17 protein-coding genes and 2 pseudogenes are annotated in these 24,862 nt (G+C 69.3%); 9 read left to right on the top strand and 10 right to left on the bottom strand.

Features of this window, described 5'->3' with window-relative positions; translation table 11 throughout:
• Nucleotides 1-15: 15 nt before the first annotated feature.
• Nucleotides 16-1,539: an alpha-N-arabinofuranosidase gene (locus tag CIK81_RS04380; protein ID WP_114355417.1), complete on the bottom strand. Its 1,524-nt coding sequence runs from the start codon at nucleotides 1,537-1,539 to the stop codon at nucleotides 16-18.
• A gap of 241 nt (nucleotides 1,540-1,780) precedes the next feature.
• Here CIK81_RS04380 and CIK81_RS04375 point away from each other — a divergent pair, with 241 nt between their 5' ends.
• The 3 genes from CIK81_RS04375 to CIK81_RS04365 are packed head-to-tail and all read left to right on the top strand — an operon-like array spanning nucleotide 1,781 to nucleotide 4,322.
• Entirely contained in the window at nucleotides 1,781-2,938 is a 1,158-nt protein-coding gene (locus CIK81_RS04375; RefSeq protein WP_096164557.1) for a LacI family DNA-binding transcriptional regulator, read from the top strand.
• On the top strand, nucleotides 2,935-3,738 hold the full coding sequence (locus tag CIK81_RS04370; protein WP_096164558.1) for a thymidylate synthase: 804 nt from the start codon (nucleotides 2,935-2,937) through the stop codon (nucleotides 3,736-3,738). Before CIK81_RS04375 ends, CIK81_RS04370 begins: the two co-directional genes overlap by 4 nt.
• Nucleotides 3,738-4,322: a dihydrofolate reductase gene (locus tag CIK81_RS04365; protein ID WP_096164559.1), complete on the top strand. Its 585-nt coding sequence runs from the start codon at nucleotides 3,738-3,740 to the stop codon at nucleotides 4,320-4,322. Before CIK81_RS04370 ends, CIK81_RS04365 begins: the two co-directional genes overlap by 1 nt.
• Before the next feature lie 93 nt (nucleotides 4,323-4,415).
• Here CIK81_RS04365 and CIK81_RS04360 read toward each other — a convergent pair.
• The 6 genes and pseudogenes from CIK81_RS04360 to chvE form a co-directional block, all read right to left on the bottom strand.
• A pseudogene (locus CIK81_RS04360) lies at nucleotides 4,416-5,335 on the bottom strand (carbohydrate ABC transporter permease).
• Nucleotides 5,332-6,282 carry a carbohydrate ABC transporter permease gene (locus CIK81_RS04355; protein WP_096164561.1) on the bottom strand — a complete coding sequence of 317 codons (951 nt, stop codon included), beginning with the start codon at nucleotides 6,280-6,282 and terminating at the stop codon, nucleotides 5,332-5,334. The pseudogene CIK81_RS04360 and the gene CIK81_RS04355 overlap by 4 nt, the downstream one beginning before the upstream one ends.
• Nucleotides 6,283-6,355: 73 nt before the next feature.
• Nucleotides 6,356-7,510 (bottom strand): extracellular solute-binding protein, encoded by a 1,155-nt coding sequence (locus tag CIK81_RS04350; protein ID WP_241963956.1) that lies wholly within the window; start codon nucleotides 7,508-7,510, stop codon nucleotides 6,356-6,358.
• A 598-nt stretch (nucleotides 7,511-8,108) separates the two neighbouring features.
• Entirely contained in the window at nucleotides 8,109-9,290 is a 1,182-nt protein-coding gene (gene mmsB, locus CIK81_RS04345) for a multiple monosaccharide ABC transporter permease (RefSeq protein ID WP_096164562.1), read from the bottom strand.
• 9 nt (nucleotides 9,291-9,299) lie between these two features.
• Nucleotides 9,300-10,841, bottom strand: a complete 1,542-nt coding sequence (gene mmsA / locus CIK81_RS04340) for a multiple monosaccharide ABC transporter ATP-binding protein (protein ID WP_114304989.1) — start codon at nucleotides 10,839-10,841, stop codon at nucleotides 9,300-9,302.
• A gap of 82 nt (nucleotides 10,842-10,923) precedes the next feature.
• A complete protein-coding gene (chvE, locus tag CIK81_RS04335; RefSeq protein ID WP_096164575.1) occupies nucleotides 10,924-12,075 on the bottom strand; it encodes a multiple monosaccharide ABC transporter substrate-binding protein in 1,152 nt (383 codons plus the stop codon).
• Nucleotides 12,076-12,499: 424 nt separating this feature from the next.
• Here chvE and CIK81_RS04330 point away from each other — a divergent pair, with 424 nt between their 5' ends.
• The 4 genes from CIK81_RS04330 to araA all read left to right on the top strand — a co-directional run bounded on the left by CIK81_RS04330 (nucleotide 12,500) and on the right by araA (nucleotide 17,839).
• Nucleotides 12,500-13,522: a LacI family DNA-binding transcriptional regulator gene (locus CIK81_RS04330; protein WP_096164564.1), complete on the top strand. Its 1,023-nt coding sequence runs from the start codon at nucleotides 12,500-12,502 to the stop codon at nucleotides 13,520-13,522.
• Between the two features lie 148 nt (nucleotides 13,523-13,670).
• Entirely contained in the window at nucleotides 13,671-15,317 is a 1,647-nt protein-coding gene (locus CIK81_RS04325) for a xylulokinase (RefSeq protein WP_114355416.1), read from the top strand.
• Nucleotides 15,318-15,368: 51 nt separating this feature from the next.
• A complete protein-coding gene (locus CIK81_RS04320) occupies nucleotides 15,369-16,157 on the top strand; it encodes an L-ribulose-5-phosphate 4-epimerase (RefSeq protein ID WP_096164566.1) in 789 nt (262 codons plus the stop codon).
• 173 nt (nucleotides 16,158-16,330) lie between these two features.
• Nucleotides 16,331-17,839, top strand: a complete 1,509-nt coding sequence (araA, locus tag CIK81_RS04315) for an L-arabinose isomerase (RefSeq protein ID WP_096164567.1) — start codon at nucleotides 16,331-16,333, stop codon at nucleotides 17,837-17,839.
• Between the two features lie 213 nt (nucleotides 17,840-18,052).
• Here the strand turns inward: araA and CIK81_RS04310 are convergent.
• Nucleotides 18,053-19,302: pseudogene (locus CIK81_RS04310) on the bottom strand (integrase core domain-containing protein).
• Between the two features lie 256 nt (nucleotides 19,303-19,558).
• Here CIK81_RS04310 and CIK81_RS04305 point away from each other — a divergent pair.
• Nucleotides 19,559-20,851 carry an FAD-binding protein gene (locus tag CIK81_RS04305; RefSeq protein WP_114355415.1) on the top strand — a complete coding sequence of 431 codons (1,293 nt, stop codon included), beginning with the start codon at nucleotides 19,559-19,561 and terminating at the stop codon, nucleotides 20,849-20,851.
• Nucleotides 20,852-20,939: 88 nt separating this feature from the next.
• Complete coding sequence (locus CIK81_RS04300; RefSeq protein ID WP_158541912.1) at nucleotides 20,940-22,265, top strand: alpha-galactosidase; 1,326 nt, start codon at nucleotides 20,940-20,942, stop codon at nucleotides 22,263-22,265.
• On the opposite strand, the gene CIK81_RS04295 is transcribed toward CIK81_RS04300, so the two are convergent.
• Nucleotides 22,250-23,092 (bottom strand): DUF1206 domain-containing protein, encoded by an 843-nt coding sequence (locus tag CIK81_RS04295; protein WP_096164570.1) that lies wholly within the window; start codon nucleotides 23,090-23,092, stop codon nucleotides 22,250-22,252. The genes CIK81_RS04300 and CIK81_RS04295 overlap by 16 nt on opposite strands.
• A gap of 569 nt (nucleotides 23,093-23,661) precedes the next feature.
• Nucleotides 23,662-24,827 (bottom strand): IS3 family transposase gene (locus CIK81_RS04290; protein WP_241963936.1). Its coding sequence is split into 2 segments (ribosomal slippage): nucleotides 23,662-24,540 and nucleotides 24,543-24,827, totalling 1,164 coding nucleotides; the frame shifts between segments, so codons are not numbered across the junction.
• Nucleotides 24,828-24,862: the final 35 nt, after the last annotated feature.

Here is a 24,862-nt window from a genome sequence, read left to right as displayed (position 1 = left end):
GATGACGGGCGCCGATCAGGCGGCGGCGCGCGCGAGGCGGACCAGGGTCCAGGAGATCGAGGGCAGCTCGCCGGTCAGGCGCCCGCCGTCGAGCGCGACCGAGGAGTTCGGCTGCGGGGCGACGGTGTCGGGGGCGTCGGCCGAGTTCGCGGCGTACGGGTCCTCGTGGTGCAGGGTGAGGGCCTCGACGAGCTCGAGGTCGCCGAAGGCGGCGAGGTCCACGCCGAGGTCGAGCATCCCGGAGGCGTCGCGGTTCACGACGAACAGTGCGAGGTCCCCGGACTCCTCGTCCCAGGTGGCGACGGCGTCGGCCGACGCACTGGTGCCGAAACGCTGGTTCTCGAAGGTCGGAGCCTCGACGTTGACCTGCAGCACCTCACCCTTCGCGAAGCGGGAGGTGAGCGCGAAGGGATGGAAGGTGCTCTGCTTCCAGGCGCGACCGCCGGGCTCGGTCATGATCGGGGCGATCACATTGACCAGCTGGGCGAGCGACGCGGAGGCGACGCGGTCGCTGTGCCGCAGCAGCGAGATCAGCAGGTTGCCGAAGACCACGGCGTCCATCGCGGAGTAGATGTCCTCGAGCAGCACCGGGGCGACGGGCCAGTCGTCGCCGCTGGGCGGGCGGGACTCGGCGCGGTGCTGGTACCAGACGTTCCACTCGTCGAAGCTGATCATGATGCGCTTGTCGCGCTTGAGCTTCGCGCGCACGTGATCCGCGGTGGCGACGACGGAGTCGATGAAGTAGTCCATGTCGTCGGCCGAGGCGAGGAAGGACGCCTGGTCGCCGTCCTTCTCCGAGTAGTAGACGTGGGCCGAGATCATGTCCACGACGTCGTACGCCTCGGTGAGGACTGTGTTCTCCCAGGCCGCGAAGGTCTCCATCTGCGCGTTCGAGGACCCGCAGGCGATCAGCTCCAGGTCGGGATCCTCCATGCGCATGGCGCGGGCGGTCTCGGTCGCGACTCGGGCGTACTCCTCCGCGTTCTTGTGGCCGATCTGCCAGGGGCCGTCCATCTCGTTGCCCAGGCACCACAGACGGATGTCGTGGGACTCGGAGGCACCGGTGTTGGCCACGCGCTGGTCGGAGAGATGGGTGCCGACGGGAGCGTTGGCGTACTCGAGCACGTCGAGGGCCTCCTGCACGCCGCGCGTGCCGAGGTTGACCGCGTACATCGGCTCGACGCCGGCCTTCCGCGCCCAGGTCATGAACTCGTCCAGACCCACGGTGTTGGGGTCGCTCGAGTGCCAGGCCAGGTCGTGGCGCACGGGACGCTCGTCGACCGGGCCCACACCGTCCTCCCAGCGGTAGCCGGAGACGAAGTTCCCGCCCGGGTAGCGCACGGAGCTCACGCCGAGCTCGCGGGTGAGCTCGAGGACGTCGGTGCGGAAGCCGTCGGCGTCGGCCGACGGATGGCCCGGTTCGTGGATTCCCGTGTACACGCAGCGGCCGAGGTGCTCGACGAAGGCGCCGAAGGTGCGGCGACGCACGGGGGCGACGCGGAAGGCGGGGTTCAAAGTCAGGGTGACGTGCGAAGACATCGGTGTCGGCGTCCTTATCGGGGAGGGGCACCGGTTCGTGCGCGACTGTGCGACGACCAGTTCTACAACGTTGCAAACCAGCTTTCCACAGCCCGGCCCCCGCGTCAACGGCCCGCGCCGGCCTGGGCCGCGGCGGAGGGCGCGCCGCGGACGCACGAGGCGGCGCGAGGCGGGTGGCGTCGATCCCTCCGCTCCCGCTCATCCGTGCCCTTGCGCGGCCTTCAGTGCAAGAATCGACCGCATGCCCCTGCACCCCTCGACCGGCCGCAAGCGCCCTCCGGCGCTGCGCGACGTCGCCGACCTCGCGGGCGTCTCGATCAAGACGGTCTCCAACGTCGTCAACGACTACCCCCACGTGAAGGACTCGACCCGCGAGAAGGTGCGCGAAGCGATCCTGCAGGTCGGCTACCGTCCGCAGGTCGCGGCCCAGCAGCTGCGCACCGGCGCCTCCAAGATGGTCACCCTCGCGGTGCCGGCACTGACGTTCTCCTACTTCTCCGATCTCGCCCAGCAGTTCATCGACGAGGCCCAGCTGCGCGGCCAGACCGTCGTCCTGCACTCCACCTCCGGCGGCCGCGAGGCCGAGCGCACCGTGCTCGAGGGCTTCAATCGGGTGGTCGGCGACGGCGTGATCTTCAATCCGCTGCTGATCGAGGAGGACGTGTTCGCCCGCATGGAGCGGACCACGCAGCCCACGGTCTTCATCGGCGAGCATCTTCCCGAGAAGCTTCCCCAGGGCAGCGATTACGTGCGGATCGACAACGTCGCTGCGGCCTTCGAGGCGACGACGCATCTGCTCGACACGGGCCGACGCCGCATCGCGTTCCTCGGCGCGATCGCCACCAGGCACGGCCTGCAGCCCCACAGCTCGGGCAATCTCCGCCGCGACGGGTACCGCGCCGCACTGCGGCAGCACGGGGTCGCCCCCGAGGAGGATCTCGTGCAGGCGGTCGCCGACTGGCATCGCCACGACGGCTTCTCCGGGGCGGCCGAGCTCATGGCCAGGCGGCCGGACCTCGACGCGATCGTCTGCGGCAACGACGACCTCGCGATCGGAGTCCTCGCCCAGCTGCGTCGCCTCGGCCGGCGAGTGCCGGAGGACATCGCCGTGGTCGGCTACGACGACACCCCGGACGCCCCGTTCGCCTCGCCGCCGCTGACCACGATCTCGCCGGACAAGCATTCCCTCGCCGCGACGGCACTGGATCTGCTGACCGAGCGCATCCAGGGGCACGACGGCCCGCCCCGGATCCTGGACACCCCGTACTCGCTGGTGATCCGCGAGTCGACGGGGCCGGCGACGGCGAGCACCGCCGCGTCGGTCGCGTCGTCCGCACCGGACGCAGCGTCAGCACTGACCGCACCAACCACCTCCGACCTCGAGGAGCACGCCCCGTGACCATCCCGACCCCGTACGAGGACCTCCTGCGCGAGGTCATGGAGACCGGCAACGCCAAGGGCGACCGCACCGGCACCGGCACCCGCAGCCTGTTCGGCAAGCAGATCCGCTTCGACCTCGCCCAGGGCTTCCCGCTGATCACCACGAAGCGCGTGCACACCCGCTCGATCATCCTCGAGCTGCTGTGGTTCCTGCGCGGCGACACCAACGTGCGCTGGCTGCAGGAGCGCGGGGTGAGCATCTGGGACGAATGGGCCGACGAGAACGGCGATCTCGGCCCGGTCTACGGTGCGCAGTGGCGCTCCTGGCCCACCCCCGAGGGCGGCGTGATCGACCAGATCAGCGACGTCGTCGAGCAGATCCGCACCCACCCCGACTCACGGCGCCTGCTGGTCTCCGCCTGGAATCCGGCCGACATCCCGCAGATGGCGCTCGCCCCCTGCCATGCGCTGTTCCAGTTCGAGGTGCACGACGGCAAGCTCTCCTGCCAGCTGTACCAGCGCAGCGCCGACCTGTTCCTCGGCGTGCCCTTCAACATCGCCAGCTACGCCCTGCTCACGCACATGATCGCCCAGCAGACCGATCTCGAGGTGGGCGACTTCGTGTGGACCGGCGGCGACTGCCACATCTATGACAACCACGTCGAGCAGGTGACCCGTCAGCTCTCGCGCGACCCCTTCCCGTACCCGACGCTGCGGATCACACGCCGGCCGGAGTCGATCCTGGACTACGAGCTCGAGGACTTCGAGATCGAGAACTACCAGCACCACAAGGGCATCAAGGCCCCGGTGGCCGTCTGATGGTGCAGAGCCCCTCCCGCATCGGGCTGATCTGGGCGCAGGCCCGCGGCGGCGTGATCGGCGCTGGCGGCACCATGCCCTGGCACCTGCCCGAGGACCTGAAGCATTTCTCGCGCACCACCAAGGGCTCGCCCGTGGTGATGGGCCGACGCACCTGGCAGTCGTTCCCAGCGAAGTTCCGCCCGCTGCCCGGACGGACGAACATCGTCATCACGCGGGACGACTCCTTCACCGACGAGGGGGCCGTGCGGGCGCGTGACCTGACCGAGGCGCTGCGGATCGCTCACGGCGCCCTGGGTGCGCAGGCCGACGGGGCCGATGCGGCGACCGGCAGCGCCGAGGGTTCGCACGGCCCGGACGGGCCCCACCCGACGATCTGGGTGATCGGCGGCGGCTCCATCTACCGCGAGGCGATCGGCGACGCGGACCTGCTGGTCGTCACCGAGATCGACCTCGAGGTCGACGGGGACACCACCGCCCCCGACGTGCCGGACCACTTCTACGCGGCCACTACCGATCCGACCGCAGGCTGGCACGAGGCCGCGAACGGGTTGCGTTACCGGATCGTCACCTACGCGCGCTGAGCACGTCCGCGTCGGGGCCCGTCGGGGCCCGTTGAGTGCCCGCCATGCCGTCCCGGTGTGCAGGTGGGAGCTGGCGCGGCCGGACCGACCGGGTCAGGTGCCGGCGATACCGGTGGTCGCGATGCCCTTGATGATCTGGCGCTGGAAGAACATGAACACCACGATCAGGGGCAGTGCGGCGAGCACGGCCTGGGCCATGTTCTGCGCGTACTGGATGCCATAGGCGCTGATCACCGTCTGCAGGCCCGTCGGCAGCGTCATGAGGTTCGCGTCGTTGACGACGATGAACGGCCACAGGAAGTTGTTCCACGCCCCGATGAACACGAAGATCGCGACCGCGCCGAGGATCGGCCGGGACAGGGGAAGGACGATCGACCGGAAGATCCGGAAGCGGCTCGCGCCGTCCATCAGCGCGGCCTCCTCGAGCTCGAAGGGGATCTGGTCGAAGAACTTCTTGAGGATGAACACCATCGGGGCCGCGACCACCTGCGGCAGGATGATGCCCCACAAGGTGTCCACCAGGTTCAGCGAGAGCATGAGCTGGAACAGGGGCACGATGAGGATCTGGCCGGGGATCATGATCGACGCGATGATCAGGGAGATCAGCATCGTGCGGCCCGCGAACCGCAGCCGCGAGAGGGCGTAGCCGGCGAGCGCCGAGATGGTCACGGTGATCGCGGTGACCGCCGCCGAGGTGATCAGGCTGTTCCAGGCCCAGCGCGGCACCAGGCCCTCGGAGAGGACGTTCGCGTAGGCCTTCAGGGTGAAGCCGCTGTCGGGGATGATCGAGACCGGCATCGCCGCCGCCTCGGCCTCCGTCTTGAGCGAGGTCAGCGCGGCCCACAGCACCGGGACCAGCCAGGACAGCGCCAGCACGGCGAGGATCACGAAGGCGATGATGCGGGCGGGGTGGGCTTCTTCCAGCGCCGGGTGACGCTCAGGCTCACCGCGGGAGCCTTCACCGCGGGCACGCTGGTGCCGAGGGCGGGACTGGTGGGGGTCGCGGCGCTCATGCCTTCACACTCCGTCGGGACGAGATCACCATGTAGGCGATCGAGACGATGAGAATCAGGAAGAAGAAGATGTAGGAGATCGCCGAGGCGTAGCCCAGGCGATATCCGGTGAAACCGGCCTCGTAGATGTAGACCAGGATCGAACGGGTGCTGCCACCGGGCCCGCCAGAGGTCATCTGATAGATCTGGTCGAAGACCTTCAGCGAGGCCAGCAGCTGCAGCACGAGCACCAGCACCGTGGTCGGGGCCAGCTGGGGCAGGGTGATCGAGAGGAACTTCCGCCATCCGCCGGCGCCGTCGAGCGACGCCGCCTCGTAGAGCTGGTCGGGGATGTTCTGCAGAGCGGCGAGGTAGAGCAGGAAGTTGAAGCCGACGGTCCACCACACGGTGGTGATGACCACCGAGATCATGGCGGTGCTGGGATCCTGCAGCCAGGCGGGCCCGGTGATCCCGAACCAGCCCAGGAACGTGTTGATCAGGCCCAGCTGGGGGTTGTACATCCAGTTCCAGAACTGCGAGACCACGGTCGAGGCCAGCAGGAACGGCAGGAAGAACGAGAGCCGCCAGAACCACTGACCGGGTAGGCCGATGTTCACCAGCACGGCGAGCAGCATGGCGACCAGCACCAGGGGGATGGTCGAGAGGATCGTGAACCAGGCGGTGTTGCCCAGCGAGCTCCACACCTCCGGGTCCCCGAGGGCCTCCTTCCAGTTCGCCAGTCCCACGAATCCGGTGTTGGTGCCAGCCAGGCTGGTGCCGGTGAAGCTCATCCACAGCCCGTAGACGGTGGGCCAGATGAGGAACAGGAGGAAGGCGACGAGGAACGGCGAGCAGTAGAGCCAGCCGCGCAGGTTGTCGGCGCGGCGTCGGCGGGCGCGCCCGGCGGAGAGATGGTCGGCCGGGGCGGTGTCCCGGGTGGGGCCGGCGAGGCCCTCGGCGGTGGTCATCGGTCGTCTCCTTCGACGGACGGACGGGGCAGCCCGGGTGCGGCGGGCGCGGGGAGGTGGTGTCGCACGGCGATCACATCGGGGTCGGCTTGAGCAGCAGGGCGTTGATCCGGGCGACGAACGCGTTCCAGCCCTCAAGGGGGTCGGTGCGCCGGGCCCAGACGTTCTGCATGTCGTTGCCGAAGTAGGTGTGGAAGTCGCTGCCGGAGCCGGTGAACCAGGCCGGCGGGTCGTAGACGAGATGGTCGACCGCATCCGCGTAGTGCGACTGCGGGACCAGATCGGCGTAGGCCGGGTCCTCGATCACCGGGGAGTAGGCCGGGATGTGCCCCGCCCCGGCCCAGGTGATCGAGTTCTTGAGCAGATAGGCGACCGCCGCGTGCACGTTGCGACGGCGGTCCTCGTCCGGGGTCATCTGGTGGGGCAGCACGAAGGCGTGGGAATCGGCGTACGCGACGGGCTCCCCGAAGACTCCGGGGACCATCGTCATGTCGAAGGGCACGCCCTCGTTGCGGTAGCTCCCCGACTCCCAGACGCCGCCGTAGAAGGCGCCGGAACCGCCGGTGGCGAATTCGGAGATCGCCGTGCCGCCGTCATGGCCGGGATTGCCGACCTCGCCGTCGATGAGCGAGAGGATCCATTCGATCGCCTGGATGACGATCTCCTCCTGGTACTCCATCTTCCCGCCGATCGGCAGGTCGATCGTGCCGCCGAGCTGGGAGTAGTAGGTGGAGAACATGCGCCACTGGTTCGAGCCGTCCCCGAGGTAGCCCCAGGACAGCCCGTACCCGCTGGGGGCCTTCGCGCCGAGCTCGAGGGCGAGCTCGCGGAAGTCCTCGGGGTTGTCGGTGGGCAGGAGCAGGCCATCGCTGCCGAGCACTCCGGCGGCCTCGGCGATGTCGGTGTTGTAGTAGAGGACGAACGGGTGGGAGTCCAGGGCGATCGCCGTGAGCTTGCCGTCGACCACCATCTTCTCCCAGATCAGCTCCGGGAAATCCTCCTTGGCGACACCGAACTCGCCGAACAGGTCCAGGTCCCATTCGTCGAGCAGACCGCCCGGGGCGTAGCCGGGGACTCGCGCCGCATGCATGATCGCCAGGTCCGGCGCGCGGCCGCCGGCGGAGGCCATCGCGAGCTTCGTGTAGTACGGGGCGCCCCAGGCCAGGACGGTCTGGGTGACCGTCGGGGCGCCGTCGGTGGCCATGTAGCCGTCGAGCATCTCGCCCATGGTCACGCCGTCGGGACCCGAGAGCAGATGCCAGAACGCGATGTCATCGGCGGCGCGGGCGGCGGTGCCCGCGCAGCCGGACAGCGCACCGGGCCTCCGAGCGCGCGGGGCGCGCCTCCTGCATGATGAGCGTCGTCGGCCGACGGCGGCGCGCGCGCGCGGGCCGCTCCCGGGTGAGCCCCCGGGGCAGCCGGCCGGGGGCCCAGGGCCCCGGCGCGTGAAGAACCAAGCGTCATCGTGTCCACCTCTTCGTGGTGGGGCGCGGTCGCCGCGGTGCATGCCGCCGACGATCACCGCCCGCATGTCGTCGGATCGTGATGGTGCCCTGAATTTACATCGTTGTAATGTGAGCGTCAACACCCCGGCCGTCCTCCTCGCCGTCACCCCCGGCGACTCCCAGCCGGTCGCCGACGGAAAAGCGCCGGACGCTTTCCCGCGCGACGCTCCCGCAGGTCACGCGGCGTGACCGCGCAGCGGGGCCGACAATGGCGCCGACACGGGGCCAACACGGGGCCGACGATGCACGACGGCGCCCTGGGCATCTCTGCGGAGATGCCCAGGGCGCCGTGCGCCGCAGCCCGTCAGGCGGGCTCGCGGATCACGCTCCGGTCGCGGAGCGCTTCTTGTTCCAGACGTCGAAGGCGACGGCCACGAGCAGCACGACGCCGCGCACGACCGACTGGGTGGACTGGTCGATGCCCATGATCTGCATGCCGTTGGACATGACGGCCATGATCAGACCGCCGATGATGGCGCCGTGGACCTTGCCCACACCACCGGTCACCGCCGCGCCGCCGATGAAGGCGGCCGCGATCGCGTCGAGCTCGAACATGTTGCCGGCGCCCGGCTGGGCGCTGTTGGAACGGGCCGAGTAGACGATGCCCGCGATCGCGGAGAGCAGGCCCATGTTCACGAACAGGAGCATGTTCACCCGGCGGGTCTTCACGCCCGAGAGCTGCGCGGCCTGGAGGTTGCCGCCCATCGCGTAGATGTGTCGGCCGAAGATCGTCCGCTGGCTGACGAAGCCGTAGATGAGCACGAGGGCGGCCAGCAGGATCAGCACCACCGGGAGTCCGCGCGAATGCGCGAGCTGCCAGGCGAAGGCCATGACCACGACGGCCACTGCGGCGTTCTTGAGCCAGAACAGCGGGAACGCCTCGACCTGCTGCTTGTACTTCAGCTTCGCCAGACGCCCCCGGTACTGCTGGATCACGAACACCACGATCAGCGCCGCCCCCAGGAACAGCGTGAAGGCGTCGTACCCGTTGCCGCCGAAGATCCCGTTGAGGAACCCGCCGGAGATGTACTGGTACTCCTTGGGGAACGGGGAGAGCGAGACGTTGCCCAGCACCTGCATGGTCAGCCCGCGGAAGATGAGCATGCCCGCGAGGGTGACGATGAAGGCCGGGATGCCCACGTAGGCCACCCAGAAGCCCTGCCACAGCCCCACCAGCACGCCGGTGCCCAGCGCCGCGAGGACGCCGAGCCACCAGGGCATGCCGTGGCCGATCACCACGACGGCAGCGACGCCGCCGGTCAGCGCGACCACGGAGCCCACCGACAGGTCGATGTGCCCGGCCACGATGATCAGCACCATGCCGATCGCGAGGATCAGGATGTAGGAGTACTGCAGCACCAGGTTCGTGAGGTTGCCCGGGCTCAGCAGGGCACCGTTCGTCAGGATCGTGAACAGCACGATGATGAACACGAATGCGACGTAGATGCCGCTCTGACGCATGTTCCGCGTCAGGAGTTCTTTGATGTCAGAAGTTCCCGCCATGAGGCGCGCTCACTCCCTCTCCATGGTCATGAGCTCCATGAGGTGCTCCTGCGTGGCGTCCTGCACGGCGACCTCACCGGTGATGCGGCCTGCGGACAATGTGTAGATGCGATCGGAGAGCCCGAGGACCTCGGGCAGCTCCGAGGAGATGACGATGATCGCCTTGCCGGCCTCGGCGAGCTCGTTGATGATCGAGTAGATCTCGAACTTCGCGCCGACGTCGACGCCGCGGGTGGGCTCGTCGAGGATCAGCAGATCGGGCTCGGTGTACAGCCACTTGCTGAGCACCACCTTCTGCTGGTTTCCTCCGGAGAGCTTCCCGACCGGGGCCATCACCGTCGGCGTCTTGATGTTCAACGAGGAGCGGTAGCGCTCGGCGACCGCGATCTCCTCGTTGCCGTTGATCCAGCCGCCGGTGGTGATCTTGCGCAGGGACGCCGCGGTGACGTTGGTGCGGATGTCCTGGATCAGGTTCAGCCCGTAGCGCTTGCGATCCTCGGAGACGTACGCGATGCCCGCGTTGATCGCGTCGGCGACCGTGTGCATCTGCACCGGCTTGCCGTGCACGTACGCGGTGCCGCTGATGTCGCGGCCGTAGGAGCGGCCGAACACGCTCATCGCGAGCTCGGTGCGTCCAGCACCCATGAGGCCCGCGATGCCGACGACCTCGCCGGCGCGCACGTTCAGCGCCGCTCCGTCGACGACCGTGCGGCCGGGCTGGGTGGGATGGTTGACGTGCCAGTCCTCGATCCGGAAGATCTCCTCGCCGATCTCGGCGCTGCGCTCCGGGTAGAGGTTGTCGATGTCGCGCCCCACCATGCCCTTGATGATGCGCGGGATGAGGGTGCGCTTCTGATCGACCGGGACGTCCATGTCGATCGTCTCGATGGTCGACCCGTCGCGGATGACCGTCGTGGCGTCGGCGACGGCAGCGATCTCCCCCAGCTTGTGGCTGATGATGATGCTGGTGACGCCTTCGTCGCGCAGTCCGCGGATGAGGTTCAGCAGGTGCTCGGAGTCGTCGTCGTTCAGCGCCGCCGTCGGCTCGTCGAGGATCAGCAGGCTCACGTTCTTGGTGAGCGCCTTCGCGATCTCGACCAGCTGCTGCTTGCCCACGCCCAGCTGGCCCACCGGCGTGACGGGCTTCTCCTTCAGGCCGACGCGCTCGAGCAGCTCGGCGGCGCGCGCATTGGTCTCGTGCCAGCTGATCACGCCCCCCTTGGTCTGCTCGTTGCCGAGGAAGATGTTCTCGGCGATCGACAGGTGGGGCACCAGGGCGAGCTCCTGGTGGATGATCACGATGCCCTCGGCCTCGGAGTCGTTGATGGTCGCGAAGCTGACGGGACGACCGCGGAAGTGGATCTCGCCCTCATAGGTGCCGGCCGGCTCGACACCGGAGAGCACCTTCATGAGCGTGGACTTGCCCGCGCCGTTCTCGCCGCAGATCGCATGGATCTCGCCGGCGTCGACCGTCAGGGACACGTCCTTGAGGGCGACGACGCCGGGGAATCTCTTGGTGATGGACCGCATCTCGAGGATGTGTTCGGTCAAGGGGCCCTCCTTCGGGCTGGGGCCCCGGCGCCGCGGTCTCGCGCGCGCCGGGACCCACCGGGATTCTGCTGCGTGCGGCCGCTCAGAGCTGGCCAGCTTCGACCTGCTCCTCCGTGTAGTACCCGGAGTCGACCATGATCTCCTCGTAGTTGTCCTCCAGCACCATCTGCACCTCGAGCAGGTACGACGGCACGACCTTCTCGCCGTTGTCGTAGGTCTCGGTGTCGTTGGCCTCGGGGTCGTCGCCGTTGAGGATGGACTCCGCGGCGACGATGGCCTGGTCGGCGAGGTTGCGGGTGTCCTTGAAGATGGTCGAGGACTGCACGCCGTCGGCGATCAGCTTGATCGAGGCGATCTCGGCGTCCTGCCCCGTGACGATGGGCAGGCCTTCCTCGATCGTCGGGCCGAGGCCCGCGTTCTGCAGCGCGTTGATGATGCCGCGCGACAGCGGATCCGCCGGAGCGAGCACCCCGGACAGCTCCTCGCCGCCGTTGTAGTGCGTGGTCAGCAGGTTCTCCATCCGCTTCTGAGCGGTCTCCTGCTCCCAGCGCTGGGTGGCGGCCTGATCGATGTCCGTCTGCTTGGACAGCACCACGAGCGTGCCGTCGTCGAAGTACGGCTGGAGGGTGTCGATCGCGCCCTGCCAGAACAGGTGGGCGTTGTTGTCGTCCAGGGAGCCGGCGAACAGCTCGACGTTCAGCGGGCCCTCCGGCGCGTCGTCGGCCGCCTCGAACTTCTCGTCCAGCAGGCCCAGGCCGTACATCAGCGCATTGGCCTGGTTCACGCCCACCTTGTAGTTGTCGAAGGTGACGTAGAAGTCGACGTTCTCGTTGTCCGTGAGCAGGCGGTCATAGGCGATGACCGGGATGTTCGCGGCAGCTGCCGCATCGAGCTGCGAGGAGAGCGAGGCGCCGTCGATCGAGGCGATCAGCAGGACGCTCACGCCCGCGTTGACCATCTGATCGATCTGCTGCTGCTGCGTGGGGATGTCGTCCTCGGCGTACTGCATGTCGACCGTGAAGCCCTTGTCCTCCAGGCCCTCCTTGATGTTGTTGCCGTCGGCGACCCAGCGCTCGTAGGTCTGCGTCGGCATCGCGACGCCGACGGTCTGCTCGCTGGGAGCCGCGTCGGTGTCGGGACCGCCGGATCCGGCGCCCTCGCCGCCGCAGGCGGCCAGTCCGAGTGCGGCCGCCGTGGCGGTCGCTCCGAGCATGAAGGTTCTGCGGTTATGCATGGTCATGTGGTCTTTCCTCCTCGAAATCACCGTCTGCGCCCTGCAGCAGGGGACGACCCGTGGTGCCGCGCATCCCCGCGGACGCCGTCGCCCGCTGTGGAGCCGACTCGAGGTCGGCTGATGCCCGGACCCGGTGGGCCGGTGTCCATGGTCCGCACGCCATCGGTGGCGTGGGACGCCCCGAATGCTAACGTTCACATCACCGAAGATGTCAACCAAATCACGTCCTGCGGGTCACAAGTCGGCAACGGCTTACCACTGGTCGGTTCCTTGGTGGTCCCTGACCTGCTGTGAAACGATTCCGCAGGTCATGACGCACCCGACCCGTCCTGGACCACCCCGTCGGGTCACCCACGATTCCCAGGGCCACCCACGAACCCCAGGACCCCCAGGACCGTCAGAACGTCCGGGAAGGAGCAGAGGCATGGACGTCTCTTCCCGCCGCCCCTCCATGGCGGACGTCGCCGCGCGCTCCGGCGTCTCGTACCAGACCGTTTCCCGGGTGCTCAACGAGCCGGACATCGTCAAGCCCGCCACCCGCTCCCGGGTGCGCGAGGCGATCAGCGAGCTCGGCTACACCCGTAACCGCGCCGCACGCGCCCTGAAGACCACCCGTTCATCGTTGATCGGCATGCTCACCGACGGTTCGGCGCTGTTCGGCCCGACGGAGACCACCACCGCGATCGAATCGGCGGCGCGCAGGGCCGGCTACTCCGTGCTGCTGACGACGGTCGGCGCGGAGGACGGCGCCGGGCGCGAGGTGGGCGGGGAGCTGCTGGGCTCCGGCGCCGACGGGATCCTCGTCGTCGCCGCCCACGAGGGCATGGTCCCGGCCGTCTCCACGGCGGCGCGCTCGACCCCCGTCGTCGCCGTCGCGGCCCGCTCGCTGCAGATGCAGGGCATCGAAGTGGTCGGCGTGGACCAGCGGCTCGGGGCACGGCAGGTCATCGAGCACCTCGCCCGCACGGGCGTCCGCTCCGTGGTGCACGCCGCCGGCCCGCAGGACTGGTTCGACGCCCGCTCCCGCCAGGAGGGCTTCGAGGAGGCGATCGCGCTGCACGGGCTCGACGGCGCCGTCGTGGGCCCCGGGGACTGGACCCCGCGCTCCGGCTACGAGCTCACCAACGCCCTGGTCAGGGACGGATTGCCCGAGGCAATCTTCGCAGCGAACGACATGATGGCGATCGGGGTGCTCCACGCCCTGCACGAGCATCGGATCCGGGTCCCGGAGGACTGCGCCGTGGTCGGCTTCGACAACACGCTCGGGGCGGAGTTCCAGGTGCCGTCCCTGACCACGGTCGCCCAACCCTTCGCCGAGCTGGGCCGACTCGCCCTGGAGCGGCTGCTGCACCTGCTCGAGGGGACGGAGCTGCCGCCCGGCACGCCCAGCACGCTGCCGCCGCGGCTCGTCGTGCGTCGTTCCACTCGGCCCGAGCGCACCCACTGACGCGTCGGGCCGAGCCTGGTGAGTCCCCGGCCGGCCCCGACCCGCTCCTGATCCGCTTCTGGTCCGGTCCTGATCCGCCCCTGATCCGTGTCGGCGCGCCCGCAATGTGAACGTTGACATCGCGTCCGGGAGCTGGTGGGATGGGGGCATGACGCACGCCGACGTGTCCTCAGCAGACCACACCGCCGCAGGCGCGGCCGCCCTTCTCGAGGCCGGCCGTCCCCACCTCGGCCTCGAGCTCGGCTCGACCCGCATCAAGGCCGCCCTCATCGACGACTCCGGTGCCGTTCTCGCCACCGGATCGCACGCCTGGGAGAACGAGTTCTCCGACGAGAGCTGGACCTACTCGCTCTCGAACGCATGGTCCGGGATCCAGGACTGCTACGCGGATCTCGTCCGTGACGTGCGCGAACGCCACGGCGTCGAGCTCACGGGCCTGGCGAGCATCGGCATCTCCGCCATGATGCACGGCTACCTGGCCTTCGATGCCGAGGGCGAGCAGCTCGCGCCCTTCCGCACCTGGCGGAACACCTACACGGCGGACGCCTCCGCACTGCTCAGCCGCACCCTCGAGCTCAACATCCCGCTGCGATGGAGCGTCTCCCACCTGCTCCACGCCATCCTGGGCGGCGAGGAGCACGTGCCGCGGATCGCTCACCTCACCACGCTCGCCGGCTACGTCCACTGGCAGCTCACCGGCCGCCAGGTGCTCGGCGCCGGGGACGCGAGCGGCATGTTCCCGCTGGCCGCGTCCGGCGATGCCTTCGACCCCGAGCTGCTCGAGCGCTTCGCGGGGCTCGACGAGGTCGCCGACGTCCCGTGGAACCTGCCGGACATCCTCCCCGAGGTGCTCGTGGCCGGGCAGGACGCCGGCTCCCTGACCGCCGAGGGCGCCGCGCTGCTGGATCCCTCCGGCGCGCTGCGGTCCGGCGCCGTCGCCGCCGCCCCCGAGGGCGATGCCGGCACGGGCATGGTCGCCACCCAGGCGGTGGATCCGCGCACCGGCAACGTCTCGGCCGGCACAAGCGCCTTCGCGATGGTGGTGCTGGAGGGTCCGCTGTCCGGCCCGCGCGAAGAGATCGACCTGGTCACGACGCCGTCAGGCGATCCGGTCGCGATGATCCACACGAACAACTGCACCAGCGACCTCGACGCGTGGCTGGGCATCTTCGGTCGCTTCGCCGAAATGCTGGGCCGCCCCGCCGATCCCGAGGAGCTCTACAGCACCCTCTTCGGGGCGGGGGCCGACGGCGAGGCCGACGCCGGCGGCGTGCTGAGCTACAACTACGTCTCCGGCGAGCATCAGACCGACGTGCCCTCCGGTCGGCCTCTGCTGGTGCGCGAGCAGGAGGCCCGCTTCACCCTCGAGAACTTCATGCGCTCCCAGCTCTACGGCGCCTTCGGGGCGCTCGCGGTGGGCATGGAGGCGCTGCTCAAGGACGAGGGCGTGCAGCTGGACGTCATGTACGCCCACGGCGGCATCTTCCGCACCCGCGGCATCGCCCAGCAGGTGCTGGCCGATGCCCTCGCGACCCCGGTCGCCGTCGGCGAATCCGCCGGGGAGGGCGGCTCGTGGGGCATGGCGCTGCTCGCGGCCTACACCGCTCGCACGGCTGCGGCCGACGGGTCTGCACCGACCTCTCTCAGCAGCTTCCTGTCCGAGGAGGTCTTCGCCTCGCAGGAGCTCAGCACGCTCCAGCCCGACGAGGCCGGTATGGCCGGGCACGCCACGTGGTTGGAGAGCTACCGCACCGGTCTGCAGGTCGAGCGCCTGGCCGGGGAGCTGCTCGACTGATCCCGTCCCCTCGCTTCCTCCCACCACCCCTCCCAGCCCAGGAGTCGCCCCATGACCCAGCCCCTCGTCCTCACCGACCTCCCCCGGTCCACGCAGGAGGCCGTTGCCGCGACCCGTGAGCGCGTCGCCGCGCTGCACGCCGAGCTGCCGCGCAACGGACTCGTGGTCTGGACCGCCGGGAACGTCTCCGAGCGCGTGCCGGCGACCTCCCCCGAGGTGCCCGGCCTGCTGGTCATCAAGCCGTCCGGCGTCTCCTACGACGAGCTCACACCGTCGACGATGGTGGTGTGCACGCTGGACGGCGCGAAGATCGTCGATGGCACCCCGGATTCCCTGACCCCGTCCTCGGACACCGCGGCCCACGCCTATGTCTACGAGCACATGGACGAGGTGGGCGGCGTGGTCCACACCCACTCGACCTACGCGACCGCCTGGGCGGCGCGCGGCGAGGAGGTCCCCTGCGTGCTCACGATGATGGCCGACGAGTTCGGCGGGCCGATCCCCGTGGGCCCCTTCGCCATCATCGGCGACGACTCCATCGGCCGGGGCATCGTCGAGACCCTGCGAGGCTCCCGCTCCCGCGCCGTGCTGATGCAGAACCACGGCCCGTTCACGATCGGCAAGGACGGCCGTGATGCCGTGAAGGCCGCCGTGATGTGCGAGGAGGTGGCCCGCACGGTGCACATCTCCCGCCAGCTCGGCCAGCCGCTGCCGATCGACGCCCGGCACATCGACTCGCTGTTCGACCGCTACCAGAACGTCTACGGACAGCGCAGCGACGCCGCGGAGCCCGCGGCCGACGCCCTCGCCGACGCCGACGACGGCATCGACGCCCACTGACCCGCCGCACACTGCGCGGGCACCCGTGCCCCGCGCTCCTCGCACCGTGCACCCCACGCCCTGCACTTCTCGCAGGCCGCACGCTGCACCCCCGCGACCCGCACCCCGCACACCGCACTCCGCACTCCGCACTCCGCACTCCGCACCTGCTCATTCGACCGCTAGGACACCCCATGCAGAACCCCTTCGAAACCCGCGAGATCTGGTTCCTGACCGGCAGCCAGGGCCTGTACGGTCCCGAGACGCTCGACCAGGTCGCCGAGCAGTCCCGTGTGATCGCCGAGACCCTCGACGCCGGCTCGTCGATCCCCGTGAAGATCGTCTGGAAGCCGGTGCTCACCGACCGCGACGCGATCCGTGAGATCGCGCTGGCCGCGAACGCGGATCCCGCCTGCGTGGGCGTCATCGCCTGGATGCACACCTTCTCCCCGGCGAAGATGTGGATCCAGGGCCTCGACGCCCTGCGCACCCCGCTGCTGCATCTGCACACGCAGGCGAACGTCGAACTGCCCTGGTCCACGATCGACATGGACTTCATGAACCTGAACCAGGCCGCGCACGGCGACCGCGAGTTCGGCTACATCGCCACCCGCCTGGGCGTGAACCGCAAGACCGTCGTGGGCCACGCGAGCGATGAGGGTGTGCAGGAGAAGGTGGGCCGCTGGGCCCGCGCCGCCACCGGCTGGGCCGAGATGCACTCTCTGAAGCTGGCGCGCTTCGGCGACAACATGCGCAATGTCGCCGTCACCGAGGGCGACAAGACCGAGGCGGAGCTGCGCCTGGGCGTCTCCGTGAACACCTGGGGCGTGAACGACCTGGTCGAGGTCGTCGACGCCGTCGAGGACAGCGCGATCGACGCGCTGGTCGCCGAGTACGAGGAGCTGTACGACGTCGCCCCCGAGCTGCGCGCGGGCGGGGAGCGCCACGACGCACTGCGCTACGGCGCCCGCCAGGAGCTGGGCCTGCGCTCGTTCCTCGAGCAGGGCGGCTTCGGCGCGTTCACCACGAACTTCGAGGACCTCGGCGGGCTGCGCCAGCTGCCCGGTCTCGCCGTGCAGCGCCTGATGGCCGACGGCTACGGCTTCGGCGCCGAGGGCGACTGGAAGACGGCGATCCTGGTGCGGGTGGCTGCGGTGATGGGCCACGGCCTGCCCGGCGGCGCGTCCCTCATGGAGGACTACACCTACGAGCTCACCCCGGGCAGCGAGAAGATCCTCGGCGCCCACATGCTCGAGGTCTCCCCCTCGCTGACCACCGCGAAGCCCACCCTCGAGATCCACCCGCTGGGGATCGGGGACCGCGAGGACCCGGTGCGCCTGAAGTTCACGGCCGACGCCGGACCCGCCGTGGTGGTGGCCCTGAGCGACATGCGCGAGCGCTTCCGACTGATCGCCAACGTGGTCGAGGTCGTGGAGCCCGACCACGACCTGCCCAACCTGCCGGTGGCCTGCGCCGTCTGGGAGCCCGCCCCGGACTTCGCGACCTCCGCCGAGTGCTGGCTGACCGCCGGCGCCGCCCACCACACGGTGATGAGCAATGCGGTGGACCTCGAGGTGTGGGAGGACCTCGCCCAGATCGGTGACCTCGAGCTCGCCGTGATCGACGAGGACACCACGGTGCGCTCCTTCGCCCAGGAGCTGCGCACCAACCAGGTCTTCTACCGCCTCGGCCAGGGCTTCTGACCGACCGGGCCCGGTCCGCGGGCGCGAACCGGGCGGCCGGGCCCGGTCCGCGGGCGCGATCCAGGTGGCCGGGCCCGGCACCGCGCCGGGCACCGCGCGCCGGGCACCGCACGCCGGGCCCGCGCGCCGGATCACGCGAACCACCGAAGTTTTGCACCCGCACGACCGATGCGGAGCGCTGTGATGTCTCAGGACTTCGGTGACAGTTCTGTATCAGGACATCGGTGACAGTTGATGTCTCAGGACATCGGTGACGGTTCGGGGTTCTTCGGTGGCCGGCCTCGGCGTTTGCCGCTCCGTTGACCCGTGTGCTTGGAGGCGTATCGGATGCCGAGCGGGGGCCAAGCGTGCTCGGCCAGGATCTCGCCGTGAAGGTCGACGAACGTGACGCTGGCCTGTTCGACGAGGACGTGCACTTCCTGCTGGGCATGAGGGTAGGAGACCTGGAACGCGACGCCGTGGAGGGTGATCGTGCCGTTGTTGTTCACCACCCGTGTTCGTTCACCGGTCTGGATGACCCGCTCCCGGGGGAGCTTCCGGGAACGCTTCTTGCTGTCCCCGACGGACTCGATGATCAGGCTGGGCTCCACGACAGGCCGGGGAGACGGTGCCGGCTCAGTCGCGTCCCAGGCTTGGCGTGGTGTGATCCGTCCGGGAAGTCCCTGGTGAGGGCGTTGCTCGTTATAGATGACGTCGAACTCGTCGACCTGTGCTTGGAGCTCTTCGATGCTTCCCGCGATGGGCTGCTTGTCCAGCCAGCGGAACAAGGTCTGGTGGAATCGTTCGTTCTTGCCCTGCGTGGTCGGCTTGTAGGGCTTCCCGGTGATCGCCTCGACTCCCAGCGCGGTCACGTGGATGACGAGCTGGCCCTTCATCCCACGGCGCGTGGGGTTCAGCGCGGCTCCGTTGTCGGTGAGCAGACGCTGTGGAGTTCCGCAACGCGCGGTGCCCTTGTTGAACACCGCGATCGCTGCTTCAGCGGTCTCGCTGCCCGCCACGTGAGAGGCGACCGCGAGGCGCGAATGATCGTCCTGGAGCTGGAAGATCACGCAGGTCCGGCCGTTGGTGAGGACGTACTGGGTCGCATCCAGCTGCCAGCACGCGTTCGGTGCCGGATAGACGAACCGCCGCCAGGACGCGCGAGGCCGCTTCCTCGGCTCCAGTCGAGCCACGCCTCGTTCGCGGAAGATCCGTGCCAGGGCCGCGATCGATGGCGCTTCAAGTCCCATCGCTTTCATCCGGTCGTGGACGCTGATCGGACCGTGATCCAGCCCAGACGCTTCGAGTGCGGCGCGGACCTGAACAGCCTGGTCCTTGACCTCTTCATCGAGCTGGCCCGGGGAGGTATGTGGTCGTTTGGTGCGGGGCTCGAGCACGGCCGCGGGCCCATCGACGCGGGCGCGAGCACGGAGGACGTAGAACGTCTTGCGCGAGATGCCGTGCTCGACGCAGAACGTGCTCACCGACCCACGCGGCGCGTCATCAGGCCACCGCGAGATGGCCAGGCGGACAGTGGGATCGACGGGCTCGTTTCTGCTCACCGCCCATTTTTACCGGCGAAGTGTCACCACCAAGAGCCACGGAAGTGTCACCGATGTCCTGATACAGAACTGTCACCGATGTCCTGCGACATAACAACCGATGCGGAGCGCAACATAGGTCGTGCGGGCGCAAAACTCGTTCTCCTCATCCACGGCAGACCACGAAGAGGTGGAGCGCATGCCCCCTGACGACATCCCGCGGGAGACCCCGCTGGCCCGGCCCGGGCTGAGCTGGTCCGGCACCGTGGACTACGGGCCCGGCCCGCTGCATGCTCCGACGTCGGTCCCCGAGCTGCAGGCGCTCGTGGGCCGCAGTCGACGGCTCCGAGCGCTCGGCACGCGGCACTCGTTCTCGCAGGTCGCGGCAAGCGACGGTCCGCTGGTGAGCCTGGCCGCGATGCCGTCGGACCTCGAGTTCGACACCGCCGCCCGCACCGTGCGGGTCGCGGCCGGGGTGCGCTACGGGGAGCTGGCCGTCGCAGCGGCCGAGCACGGTCTGGCCCTCGCGACCATGGGGTCGCTCCCCCACATCTCCGTCGGCGGCGCGAGCGCGACGGGCACCCACGGCTCCGGTGACCGCCACCGGTCGCTGGCCTCCTCGGTGCGGGCCGTCGACCTCGTCACCGCGAACGGCGACCTGCTGGCGCTGTCCCGGGAGGACGACCCCGCGATCTTCGACGGGGTGGTCCTGTCGCTCGGCACGCTCGGGGTGGTCACGCACCTGACGCTGGACCTGGTGCCCGCGTTCGCCATGCGGCAGACGGTGCACCTCGACGTCGCCGACGGCGCCATGACCAGCGCGGCACTGGACGAGATGCTGGGCGCAGGCTACAGCGTGAGCCTCTTCCACCGCTGGGACGGACGCATCGCGCAGGCCTGGGTGAAACAGGCCGTCGGTGTGGACGACGAGCTTCCCGAGCTGTGGCACGGCGGGCATCGGGCCACCAGGGCGGTGCACCCGCTGCCCGATCTGCTCGCGGAGCCCTGCACGGACCAGAGCGGTGCATCGGGGCCGTCGCACGAGCGTCTGCCGCACTTCCGCTTGGAGTTCACGCCGAGCAGCGGCGAGGAGATCCAGTCCGAGTACTTCGTGGCGCGCGCTCAGGTGGCCGAGGCGCTTGCCGCCGTGATGCCGCTCGGCGAGCGGATCCGCCCCTTGCTGCATGCCTCCGAGGTGCGCACGGTCGCGGCCGACGACCTCTGGCTCTCCCCCGCGTTCCATCGCGACAGCTCCTGCGTGCACTTCACCTGGAAGCAGCTTCCGCGCGAGGTCGAGGCCCTGCTGCCGGAGATCGAGGAGCGTCTGGCCCCGTTCGCGCCCCGACCCCACTGGGGCAAGGTCTTCACCACCGCCCCGGGGACGGTGCGCGCGCAGTATCCCCGTCTGCCGGACTTCCGGGCCCTGCGGGATCGGCTGGATCCCGAACGGGTCTTCCGCAATACCTATGTCGACCGTCTGCTCGGAGAGTGACATGACCACGCCTCCTGCCCCGTCCGGGGCCCGGACCGTCGCCGCGGCACCCGCTGCGCCCCGCCCGGCCGATCCCTCGCGTCCGCCGATGGGCTGGAACAGCTGGGACTGCTACGGCACCACGGTGACCGAGGAGGAAGTGCTGGCCAATGCCCGTTTCCTCGCCGAGCATCTGCTGCCCTTCGGCTGGGACACGGTGGTCGTAGACATCGACTGGTCCGATCCGTCGGCCCGCTCCCACGGCTACAACGCCGACGCCCCGCTCGCGATGGACGAGCACGGCCGGCTGCTCCCGGATCCGGGCCGCTTCCCGAGCTCCGCCGACGGCGCCGGGTTCGCCCCGCTGGCCGCGCAGATCCATGCCCTCGGCCTGCGGTTCGGCATCCACGTGATGCGCGGGATCCCCCGGCGCGCGGTGGCGGCGAACACCCCGCTCATCGGCTCCCCGCTGCGTGCGGCGGACATCGCCGACGAGACCAACGCCTGCGAGTGGAACCCGGACATGGTGGGCATCGACCATGCCGTGCCGGGCGCCCACGCCTACTACGACTCGGTGCTCGCGCTGTACGCGGACTGGGGCGTGGACTTCCTCAAGGTCGACGACATGCTGTGGCCCTACCAGGCCGCCGAGATCGAGACCTTCACCGCGGCGATCGACCGCTGCGGCCGGCCGTTGCAGCTGAGCCTGTCCCCGGGCCGCGACCTCTCGCTGACCAGGCTCGATCACCTGCGCGAGCACGCCACGATGTGGCGGATCTGCGACGACCTGTGGGATCGGTGGGAGGACGTGGAGGCGAACTTCGCGCGCTTCGCCCGTTGGGCGCCGTTCTCGGGACCCGACGGCTGGGCCGACGGCGACATGCTGCCGCTGGGCCGGATCGGGATCCGTGCCGAGCGCGGCGAGCCCCGCGATTCTTCGCTGACCCCGCACGAGCAGGTCGCGCTGATGACCCTCTGGGTGATCGCCCGCTCGCCGCTCATGGTGGGCGGTGACCTGCCCAGCTCCGATCAGGCGACGATCGCGCTGCTGCAGAACGCCGACGTGCTCGAGGTGCTCCACCGCTCCTGCGACAACCGGGAGGTCTTCCGCGAGGGGGCGCTGGTCCTGTGGTCGGCCGACGGGGCGGGCGGGACGCGCTATGTCGCCGCCTTCAACCTCGGCGAAAACGAGCTCACGGTCTCGCTCGACAGCCAGGACGTGGGGCTGCCCGCGCGGATCGAGGGCGAGGTCAGGGAGCTGTGGAGCGGGGCCGCTGTACCCGTGCGCGCCGTGACGGAGCAGTCCGACGCCGCCCGCGGCGTGGCCCCGGGCTCGACCGCGATCGACCTGCGGATCCCCCGCCACGGGGCAGTGCTGCTGCGTCACCGGTGTCATCGGTCGAGGCCTGAGGCTCCCGGTCACATGTCCTGGTAGCGCGAGCGGAGGAAGCAGTAGACCCCGAAGACGATCAGGCCGATGCCGAGGAGCAGCAGGACGATCCGTCCCTCCGGCACCCCGGACAGTGCCTGCAGCGCTCCGTCGAGGCCTGTGGCCTTCTGCGGCTCCGCGGCGATACCGGCCCATCCGAGCAGCGCCCCGACGGCCACCAGGGCGATTCCCTTCGCGATGTACCCGAGAACCCCGGTGACCCGGAGCGCGAGGCCGACCGTGCGGTGCCCGCTGCGCTCGAGCTGCTGGAGGAACCGACGGCCGGCTCCGATGACGACGAAGCCGACCCCGATGCTGATCACCACGCCCGCGGCGAGGACCACCGCGACCCGTCCGGCCCCGCCGCCGAGCAGACCGGCCGTGGCCGACTCCGTCTGCGCGCTCGAGGAGGCTCCGCCACCAGCGGCGAACCTCAGCACGGTCGCTGCCAGCCCTGCGTAGATCACGGCCCTGCCCGCCCATCGCAGGCACTGGGTCAGGGCCGAGGTCGCCGACCGCGCACGCCGCGCCGAGAGCCACGCTCGCAGAGCCGACCACACCGCGAGCGCCGTCATCGCGATCCCACCCGTCCACAGCAGGACCCGCCCGCCCGGTGCCTGCGCGATCGCGCTGATCGCTCCGGACTGGTCGGCGCTGCCGCTGGGGTCCCCGAAGGCCAGCTGCACGGCGAACCATCCGATCAGCAGGTGCACCAGCCCGCTCATGAGGAACCCACCCCGAGCGATCACTTCGAGGGCCGGCTCGTCGGCCGCAGATTCGACGGCCTCCTCCACCGGCGCTGAATCGCCTTGCGCGTCTCGGTCAGCGTTCATACCCGCACTGTAGAGCGCTGTGGTCTGCGGTCACCTCGCGCCCTGCGCCCGAGCCCGCCGCCCCACGGTCGGGACACCGCCGCCGACGCGGTGAAGGAGCGACGCCCCCGTCAAGAAGGTCGTCCATCCGGGGGCGCCCATCGAAGTCGCGGCCGCCCCCTATGACTGGTCGGGAACATCCCGTTTCAGTAACGAGTCATCTCGCTGCGGCCAGATTGCATAACCTTCGCACGTCTTGCATGAGCCCTGACCTGTACAGATACCGCTCCACGAGGAACACTCTCCAGGGAAAGCGCTCTCGGCAACACGCGGCAACACTTCACGCTTCCCGCCCGGAAGGCGCACATTCATAGACCACCAGCAAGCGACGCCGGTCACACCCACCCAGGGAGAGACCGTCGTGGCGCGCAGGTGATGTCTGGGCTCGCTGACCGCCGGTGGTCGACGAATCGCTCGCTGATGAGCTGTCCAGTGCACGTAACCGCCCGTAGTCGCACTCCTCCTCCGAAGGGACCGCAAAGATGCTGTCACGACGTTGGGACTGATGCACGATCAGGTGTCAGCTTGGTTTAGGCCGCCAGGGTGACGGTCGGGTTCATGATGGTCTCGTATTCGATGGGGGTCAATCGGCCCAGGCGGGCCTGACGCCGGCGGCGGTGGTAGGTCCGTTCGATCCAGGTAATGATCGCGATCCGGAGTTCCTCACGGGTGCGCCAACGGCGCCGGTCCAGGACGTTCTTCTGGAGTAGCGCGAAGAAGGATTCCATCGCCGCGTTATCACCGGCAGCACCGACTTGGCCCATGGATCCGATGAGGTGATGCTGGTTCAGGGCGTGGACGAACTTCCGGGATCGAAACTGCGACCCGCGGTCTGAGTGAACAATGCAGCCAGCAACGTCGCCGCGCCGGGTTGCCGCGTTGGCCAGGGCGTTCACCGCCAAGCGGGCCTTCATCCGGTCACTCATGGAGTAGCCGACGATCCGGCCGGAGAAGGCGTCCTTGATCGCGCAGAGGTAGAGCTTGCCCTCATCAGTCCAGTGCTCGGTGATGTCGGTCAGCCACAGCTCGTTGACGTCATCGGCAGTGAAGTCCCTCTGGACGAGGTCATCGTGGACAGGCGGTCCCGGACGTTTCCCGTTCTTGGCGCGCTTCTTCCCGAAAACGGACCACCACTGGTTGTCGTGGCAGATCCGCCACGCGGTTCGCTCGCACATGACCTCACCAGCCTCAGCGGCTTCGCCGGCGAGGAATCGGTACCCGAACTCCGGGTCGTCGCGGTGAGCGTCCAATAGCGCGTTGGCTCGATAGGCCTCGACCAGCTCGGCCTCGGTGACCTGCTGTTTGCGCCAGCGGTAGTAGGGCTGACGGGAGAGCTTCAGGACCCGCAAGGACACCGCAACGGGGATCCCGTCGGCGGCGAGCTCGCTCACGAGCGGGTAGAGGATTTTCCCGGCAGATTCGCCTGGGACAGGTATGCAGCAGCACGGCGGAGCACCTCGTTCTCCTGCTCCAGCAGCCGGTTCCGGCGTCGGAGCTCGCGCAGCTCGGTGGAATCCTCACGGGTCTTCCCAGGCCGGTTGCCGTCCTCGACGTCCGCTTGGCGCATCCAGTTCGTCAGGCAGGACTCGGAGATCCCGAAGTCCTTCGCGATCACGGAGAGCTTCTGGCCGGGTTCACGGTTCCTCGCGACGCGGACGACGTCCTCACGGAACTCTTTGGGATAGGGAGCGGGCATGGCGCACATCCTTCCCTGCAACGCCGCACGGCGCC

This window comes from Brachybacterium sp. JB7 (assembly GCF_003335205.1).
Lineage (GTDB): Bacteria > Actinomycetota > Actinomycetes > Actinomycetales > Dermabacteraceae > Brachybacterium > Brachybacterium alimentarium.
This window is presented reverse-complemented; position numbering and strand designations above follow the sequence as displayed.

Coding starts and splice junctions, on each gene's coding strand:
- CIK81_RS04305 (WP_114355415.1), top strand. CDS start 19,559: ATGCCCCCTGACGACATCCCGCGGGAGACCCCGCTGGCCCGGCCCGGG.
- CIK81_RS04300 (WP_158541912.1), top strand. CDS start 20,940: ATGGGCTGGAACAGCTGGGACTGCTACGGCACCACGGTGACCGAGGAG.
- CIK81_RS04330 (WP_096164564.1), top strand. CDS start 12,500: ATGGACGTCTCTTCCCGCCGCCCCTCCATGGCGGACGTCGCCGCGCGC.
- CIK81_RS04375 (WP_096164557.1), top strand. CDS start 1,781: ATGCCCCTGCACCCCTCGACCGGCCGCAAGCGCCCTCCGGCGCTGCGC.
- araA (WP_096164567.1), top strand. CDS start 16,331: ATGCAGAACCCCTTCGAAACCCGCGAGATCTGGTTCCTGACCGGCAGC.
- CIK81_RS04295 (WP_096164570.1), bottom strand. CDS start 23,092: ATGAACGCTGACCGAGACGCGCAAGGCGATTCAGCGCCGGTGGAGGAG.
- CIK81_RS04350 (WP_241963956.1), bottom strand. CDS start 7,510: ATGGGCGAGATGCTCGACGGCTACATGGCCACCGACGGCGCCCCGACG.
- CIK81_RS04380 (WP_114355417.1), bottom strand. CDS start 1,539: ATGTCTTCGCACGTCACCCTGACTTTGAACCCCGCCTTCCGCGTCGCC.
- CIK81_RS04325 (WP_114355416.1), top strand. CDS start 13,671: ATGACGCACGCCGACGTGTCCTCAGCAGACCACACCGCCGCAGGCGCG.
- chvE (WP_096164575.1), bottom strand. CDS start 12,075: ATGCATAACCGCAGAACCTTCATGCTCGGAGCGACCGCCACGGCGGCC.
- mmsB (WP_096164562.1), bottom strand. CDS start 9,290: ATGGCGGGAACTTCTGACATCAAAGAACTCCTGACGCGGAACATGCGT.
- CIK81_RS04355 (WP_096164561.1), bottom strand. CDS start 6,282: ATGACCACCGCCGAGGGCCTCGCCGGCCCCACCCGGGACACCGCCCCG.
- CIK81_RS04365 (WP_096164559.1), top strand. CDS start 3,738: ATGGTGCAGAGCCCCTCCCGCATCGGGCTGATCTGGGCGCAGGCCCGC.
- CIK81_RS04320 (WP_096164566.1), top strand. CDS start 15,369: ATGACCCAGCCCCTCGTCCTCACCGACCTCCCCCGGTCCACGCAGGAG.